Raw genomic sequence first — 5,276 nt, forward strand, 5'->3', positions numbered from 1 at the left:
TTTCTGTTACATCTTCTGTGTAATTTCCTAAAAAAATCCAAGCATCTTGATGAATCCAAACACCTTGATCATCTGCATACGGTGAAAGAACTTGGTACAATTCGTTTTCTTTTGCAACTTCACGAATAGATATTTGCTGATAACGTGGTTCTACATTCATTTTATTTGGAATAATCCAAATCTGAAAAAAATGTCCTTCTTGGTTTTCATAGGCATTCATTTCACTATGAAAAACACCAGTTCCAGCACTCATCACTTGAACATCTCCAGACTCAATAATAGAACCTGTTCCCATAGAATCTTGATGCGAAATACCACCTTTTGTTGGAATCGTAATAATTTCCATATTATCATGCGGATGTTTACCGAATCCCATTCCACCTGTTATGATATCATCATTTACAACACGTAGAGCACCAAAATGAATACGAGAAGGATCATAATAACTTGCAAAACTATAGGAATGACGAGTATTTAACCATCCATGATTAGCTCCTCCTCTAGACTCTGATTTAAATATTTGGTAATTCATAGTTCTTAATTTTTTACAAATTTATGCTGATTTATAAACTTAAAAATTGATATGTGATAAGTTATCAATCACTAAACCAAGATGAAGAAAAAAGATATTTTTTTTCATCTATTAATTAAATGTTAAAAATATTTTATATTTTAGCATTCAGTTAACACATGAGGAATATTTATGCTATCAATTTCAAGCGAGTCGACATTTAATGTGGTGCTTTGGATTCTATTCCAGATTGTTCTTGTAATTATAGTAGCCATCATTTTGTATAAGATTTACAAAAAACTTACAAAATGAAAAAAGGTTCCGAATTTTCGGAACCTTTTTTATTCTATATGATTAACAATTATTCTTCCATTGAATAATTTTATCTCGAATAAATTCTGCTAATTTTATTTTACTTTGGTGTGTCCAACCTGCAATATGTGGTGCGAGAACTGCATTATCTGCTTCAATTAAATACTGAAATTCTTCTGGTAATTCTGAAGCAACTAATTTCTCGAAACTTGATTTTTCAAATTCCAAAACATCTAACGCAACCCCCATTACTTTTCTATCTTTCATTGCTTCAACTAAATCTTTTGTAACGACAGATTTTCCACGAGCTGTATTCACAAAATAAAATGGCTTCTTGAATTTCGAAATAAATTCAGCATTTACCATTTTCATCGTTTCTGCTGTTTGCGGCGTATGCAAACTTACGACATCAACTTGTTCAAAAAAATCAGCTAATGAAACTTGTTTCGCAAAATCATTTCCTTTGTTTGGTAAAATATCATAACAAATGACATTAACTTCAAAGCCCTGCAATCGTCTCGCAAAAGCATTTCCCATATTTCCGTAACCAATAATTCCGACCGTTTTACCTTTCAATTCGTCTCCACGATTTTCTTCGCGTTTCCAAATTCCGTTACGAACTTCGTTATCAGCTCTTCGCAGATGATGCATTAACATCAAAAGCATACCAATTGCATGTTCTCCAACAGAATCTCTATTTCCTTCTGGAGAATTAAATAAAATAATATTCTTTTGCGCTGCAAAATCTTCATCAATATTCTCCAAGCCTGCCCCTACTCTACCAATAAATTTTAAGTTAGTTGCTTTACCCAAAAAAGTTTTATCGATTGGAAATCTACTTCTAACAATTAATCCATCATAAAGATTAATTTTTTGTTCAATAATTTCTTTGGGTGAACTATAATCTTCATCAACTATAAATCCTGCTTCTCGAAGTCCTTTATTCAAACATTCATGATTAGAATCTATTGCTAAAATTTTATATGCCGTATTCATTGCAAAAGTTTTATCAAAGTTACAACGATTGACTTTATCTAAACAGAAATAGTAAAAAAAATGGTTGTAAACAAAACGTTTATAACCATGTTAATAAGCTTTTAAATCACTTATAATAAAAAGATTAAATTGTTAATTAAATCATTATTTATCGATCAATTATAAACTTAATGAATAATTTTTAACGCATTTGGTAAGACTTTAACTTTCACTTGAGGTGAATTAGTTTGATGTATTTCTCCATCAAGTTGATACGTAATCGGTAAACCATCTAAGGTTTCAATTTTGAATTTTTTTACTTTACGGTATTGAGCTTTTTCTAACAAATCAATTTTTTTAGCCAAAACTAAAACGGAAAAATAAAATTGTTCGAAAACATCTAAATCTTCAATCATTAACAAATCCAACTCTCCATCAGATAAATCTGCTTTTGGTGTAAAAGAGATACCATATCCCGCAATGTTTGAATTAGAACAGAAAAGATAATAAAAACTCTTCTCGATTATAACATCATCTATATAAAGACGAAATAATTTTGATTTGTAATTCAACAATGTTTTAACAGAAGCATCAACGTAACCAGTAATTGTTCGCTTTTGATTCTCTTCATACGTTTTGATTACTTCAGCATCAATTCCAAAACCAAGATTACTAAAAAAATAGTTATCCTCTACCCGACCAACATCTATTGTATGTACAGAATTTGTTTTGATAATTTCAATCGCTTTGTTGATATCTTTCGGAATATTTAGATTGGTTGCTAAACCATTTCCAGAACCAGCAGGAATAATTCCCAAAGCAATATTTGTATTTACCAAAGCACTGGCCACTTCATTGATTGTTCCATCTCCGCCACACGCAACAATCACATCCGAATGGTCTGCTATTGCTTCTTTTACCAATTCTTTTGCATGAAATTGATAAGCGGTTTCTTTCAAAACTATTTCGTCAGAAGCATCAAATTTTGCTTGTAGAAAATCGATTGAAATATCGTGTTTTGCATTTCCAGAATTTGGATTTACAATGAAAGTGTACCTCATTTTTTAGGAATTGAATTTTATTGAGCAACAAAAATAAGAAAACTAAAAGAATCGAGCGATTTAACGTGTTTTTTTGGATAAAAACTATCAAAAACTTTCTAACTTTGTCTTATGAAAATTAAAGAAATTCAAAACGAAATAGTAGACGAATTCTCATTTTTTGATGATTGGGAACAACGTTACGAATATTTAATCGAATTAGGGAGAAGTTTAGAAGCATTAGCTGAAGAAGAAAAAACAGATGATAAAATTATCAAAGGCTGTCAGTCTTCTGTTTGGTTAGATGCAAAACTTGATGGAAACACCATCAAATTTAAAGCTGATTCTAATGCCATTTTACCAAAAGGAATTGCTGCTTTATTGGTAAGAATGTACGACAAGCAAACACCAAAAGATATTTTAGAATCGGATACAGATTTTATCAACGAAATTGGTTTATCAGAATTTTTATCTCCAACTCGTGCGAACGGTTTATTGGCGATGATTAAACAATTTAAATTCTATGCAATTGCATTTCAATCGAAACAAAATAATAGTTAAAACTATAATCAAAGCAACCTAAAATAATGGACGATTTTCTTGGACAAGCATTTATATTTTTATTTTCAGCTGTAATCTGCGTACCGATTTCTAAAAAACTTGGTATGGGTTCGGTTTTAGGATATTTAATTGCGGGTGTTTTAATTGGACCTTATGTCCTAAAATTTGTAGGTAATGATGGAGCAGATATCATGCATGCAACAGAATTTGGTGTAGTAATGATGCTCTTCCTTGTAGGATTAGAACTTGATCCGAAAGAATTCTGGAAGATGAAAGATAAAATCATCAGCCTAGGAGGAATGCAAGTTTTGGGAACAATTCTAATTACAACATTAGTTGGAGTTTTTGCGCTGAAAATGAATTTACCCTTGGCTCTTTCCATCTCATTTGCTGTAACGATGTCTTCTACTGCGATAATTATGCAAACACTTAGCGAAAAAGGATTGACCAAAACTAGTATTGGTAAGTCGACATTCTCGGTACTTTTATTTCAAGATATAATGGTTATTCCAATACTAGCGATCATTCCGCTTTTGGTTGGAGATTCGCTCATACAATCAATCGGAGACGATTCAAAAAGCTTACTTGTTGGAGGTCCAGCCTTCATGAAAACTTTGGTAATTGTAGGAGCGATTACTTTTATTTATGTAATTGGTCGCTATATTATTACACCTTATTTCAAATATGTTGGACAGTTGCAAGTACGTGAAATTTATACAGCATCTGCGTTACTTTTGGTAATTGGCGTTTCAGTTTTAATGCAAAAAGTAGGTATTTCACCTGCTTTAGGAGCTTTCATCGCTGGTGTAGTTTTAGCAAATAATGAATATAAACATCAGTTAGAAAGTGATATCGAGCCGTTTAAATCATTGTTATTAGGAATCTTTTTTATTGCAGTTGGATCAACAATAAACTTCAAATTAATTGCAGATAAACCATTTATGATTCTTGGATTAACATTCGGAATTATGTTAATAAAATCTTTGGTTTTATGGCTAATTGGAATCAAACACAAATTTGATTTTGATCAAAAATGGTTGTTCATTTTATTATTATCTCAAGTCGGAGAATTTGCTTTTGTAATTTTAGCATTAACTCGAAATTTAGATATTTTAAGCAAAGAATGGTATGATATGATGTTGGCTACAACGGCCATTACAATGGTTATCACGCCTTTACTTTTGGTATTAAATGAAAAATTAATTCTAAAATATTTTGGAGTCAAAACAAAAGTTAAAACCATTATTCAAAACGATAAAATAACGCCAAATTCTGCTGACGGAGAAATTATTATTGCAGGTTTTGGTGATTTTGGGAATACCATAAGCCGAGTTTTAAAAAGTTCTGGAATAAAATCGATTGTATTAGATAATGACAGCGAACGTGTGGAGAAAATGCGTAGACAAGGGTTTAATGTCTTTTATGGTGATGCAACAAATATTAATTTATTAAAATCTGCTGGAGCCGAACATGCTAAATATTTTGTAGCCGCTTTAGATCCACCAGAAATCAATCAAAAATTGGTATATATCGTTCGAAAAAACTTTCCAAATCTCGAAATTATTGTTCGTGCAAAAAACCGTAGTTATGCCTACAATTATTTAAAAGATGGGTTGAATGAAGTGTACAGAGAAAACTTTTTCTCATCTGTTTATGTAGGAAGACAAATTCTAATGAAATACGGTTTTAGCTATGATGAAGCTGCTAAAATTGGAGAAATTTTTATTAAAAGTGATCGTAAATCATTGCGAAAAATCGCAAAACACGCCGAAAATTCAGATCAATATTTTGAAGCTTCAAAGCAAGAATTTGAGAAACAAATGAAAATGGTTGCAAAAGAAATTAACAACAGAAATCATGGAGAAAACGAATCGTAA

Annotated in this window: 5 protein-coding genes; 2 read left to right on the plus strand and 3 right to left on the minus strand. The window is 31.2% G+C overall.

Annotated elements, in window-relative coordinates:
- The 3 genes from Q0616_RS02780 to Q0616_RS02790 all read right to left on the minus strand — a co-directional run.
- A partial coding sequence (locus tag Q0616_RS02780; protein WP_298774919.1) for a pirin-like bicupin family protein occupies positions 1 to 532 on the minus strand: 532 nt, incomplete at its 3' end.
- 333 nt (positions 533 to 865) lie between these two features.
- Complete coding sequence (locus tag Q0616_RS02785; protein ID WP_171623389.1) at positions 866 to 1,819, minus strand: 2-hydroxyacid dehydrogenase; 954 nt, start codon at positions 1,817 to 1,819, stop codon at positions 866 to 868.
- 167 nt (positions 1,820 to 1,986) lie between these two features.
- On the minus strand, positions 1,987 to 2,859 hold the full coding sequence (locus Q0616_RS02790) for a diacylglycerol kinase family protein (protein WP_171623390.1): 873 nt from the start codon (positions 2,857 to 2,859) through the stop codon (positions 1,987 to 1,989).
- A 111-nt stretch (positions 2,860 to 2,970) separates the two neighbouring features.
- Here Q0616_RS02790 and Q0616_RS02795 point away from each other — a divergent pair, with 111 nt between their 5' ends.
- Both Q0616_RS02795 and Q0616_RS02800 read left to right on the plus strand, forming a co-directional pair.
- Positions 2,971 to 3,399 carry a SufE family protein gene (locus tag Q0616_RS02795; protein WP_225542647.1) on the plus strand — a complete coding sequence of 143 codons (429 nt, stop codon included), beginning with the start codon at positions 2,971 to 2,973 and terminating at the stop codon, positions 3,397 to 3,399.
- Positions 3,400 to 3,425: 26 nt separating this feature from the next.
- Complete coding sequence (locus tag Q0616_RS02800) at positions 3,426 to 5,276, plus strand: monovalent cation:proton antiporter-2 (CPA2) family protein (protein WP_298774922.1); 1,851 nt, start codon at positions 3,426 to 3,428, stop codon at positions 5,274 to 5,276.

This window comes from uncultured Empedobacter sp., from assembly GCF_937930195.1.
In the GTDB taxonomy this organism is placed as follows: Bacteria; Bacteroidota; Bacteroidia; order Flavobacteriales; family Weeksellaceae; genus Empedobacter; species Empedobacter stercoris.